This is a genomic window from Halomonas eurihalina (assembly GCF_008274785.1).
GTDB classification, from domain to species: Bacteria; Pseudomonadota; Gammaproteobacteria; order Pseudomonadales; family Halomonadaceae; genus Halomonas; species Halomonas eurihalina.
Genome location: NZ_VTPU01000039.1, coordinates 1 through 1,623, shown reverse-complemented (window position 1 = coordinate 1,623; position 1,623 = coordinate 1). Strand labels below are relative to the sequence as shown.

The following is a 1,623-nucleotide window of genomic DNA, read 5'->3' as shown; positions in this document are numbered from 1 at the left end:
ATCAACAAGGACGAGGAGGCGCCGATCTTCCAGGTGGCCGATTATGGATTGGTCGCTGACTTGTTCGAGGCGCTGCCCGAGCTGGAAGGGACGCTGTAAGCTTACTGTATGGCCTTGCTGCGCGCTCGCTTTGCCTTTCCTTTGCCAAGCGGGCGCTATATCGATCGATCACGAGGATTGAGATGGTAACGCAAGAAAGTCCCGGCCGAAGGCCGAGACAAAAGGATCGAAACAGTCAGGTGCCATCGTGCAATCAGAACGTCAGCTTGGCTCCGATACTCAGGCTGCTCTGTTCATCGAGGTCAAAATTGCCGTTCTCGATGAAGAACATGAGATTTTCGTCGAAACGTTTCTGCAGGGTGATGACAGTTCCGCTGTTGTCCTGAAACGACATGCTGTCATCATCGAAACGACGCTCATAGTAGCCGGCACCTAATGTATATCCCTTATGGGTATAGCTCGCTACAAGGCCGTAGTTTTCTCTATCCAGGTTGGCGAACTCCTGAAAATCCGAGTGCTCATATGTTGCGCCAAGGTGAAGGCCATTGTGGGTATAGCTGATAGTGGCCGCCGTACGCATGGCATCATCATCGGCATGAGCATGGACTGCCCGACTGTCGATATTCACTTGGCCGATGGCAGCTCTCAGGCCGGAAAGGGCGTTGTCCTGACCTGCTTTCCACTCGATCCACCAGGTCATGTAATCTGAATTGGTGCCACTGTCGGTGCTGCCCGTCAGATAGGAAATCAGTCCCTGGAAGCCGTATTTGCGTGGGCTTCTCCAGGCGATGACGTGAGACGATGTCTGGTCCTGATCGAAAATGTGTGAGACACCATTGTCGGAATAGGCGCGATTGGTCTCAAAGATATCCACTGCGCCGTATAACGTCTGGTATTGGCTGCTGGGCGTTTTGGGCGCTAGGGCGAAGACGCCATACTGGGTAGGAAACAGGAGGCGAGCGCTACGCACTTCCAGCTCACTGTCGTCGTTTTTGTTGTCATCGCTGTCATTCACAGCGGCCGTGTATTCCGCTTCGAGTTCGTACAGAACGGTGATATTGGCATACTTCCCTTGGCCCTTGACGCCCAGGCGGACGTCATAGGCTTCGATGGAGCGGTCGTGATGCTCCTGATCGATGATGCGAGCGGCGACCTGGCCATAGATTTCTGGTGTGGCTTGAGCAGCGGCTGCCGTGGAAAGCAGGCAAAAGCCAGTGCATAGGGCAGAGATATTGTTGGTATTCATTCCTCTTCCTTTTGATTTTTCGTTGTACTTATCGGCCGCTCAGGCGTTTGGCGTGGAGGAGTGATAATATGCGGACCTGGCGTCCGTTGAGCGATAATAAGTTTCGCTAAGCGGTACGTCAATTTCGCTAAATTGCACTTAAGTCGAATTCGCATGGATTTGTCAATGGAAGAGAGGCGGCTATTGATGAGCCAAAACTTTCATGTATGATGTGAATTCAGAATGTGGTTTCGCAAAGCGAAATTGCATTGAGCTATCGCGAGTGGTGGAAGGGGCGTTATGTCAATAGAACGCGATGTAATGGAAGTCGACGTGGTGATCGTCGGCGCCGGCCCCTCCGGGCTCGCCGCGGCCTGCCGGCTGATGCAACAGGCCAA

At 53.1% G+C, this 1,623-nt stretch carries 2 protein-coding genes and 1 pseudogene; 2 read left to right on the top strand and 1 reads right to left on the bottom strand.

The features are described 5' to 3' along the window. Positions 1-99, top strand: a pseudogene (locus tag FZZ93_RS18130) (electron transfer flavoprotein subunit alpha/FixB family protein); the annotation flags it as partial. Between the two features lie 154 nt (positions 100-253). Here the strand turns inward: FZZ93_RS18130 and FZZ93_RS18125 are convergent. After that, positions 254-1,246 (bottom strand): porin, encoded by a 993-nt coding sequence (locus FZZ93_RS18125; protein ID WP_149323694.1) that lies wholly within the window; start codon positions 1,244-1,246, stop codon positions 254-256. A 279-nt stretch (positions 1,247-1,525) separates the two neighbouring features. Here FZZ93_RS18125 and FZZ93_RS18650 point away from each other — a divergent pair. Next, a partial coding sequence (locus FZZ93_RS18650; RefSeq protein ID WP_149323693.1) for a hypothetical protein occupies positions 1,526-1,623 on the top strand: 98 nt, incomplete at its 3' end.

Bases quoted from the DNA above. Each gene is read 5' to 3' on its own strand.
- FZZ93_RS18125 (WP_149323694.1), bottom strand. From the start codon at position 1,246: ATGAATACCAACAATATCTCTGCCCTATGCACTGGCTTTTGCCTGCTT.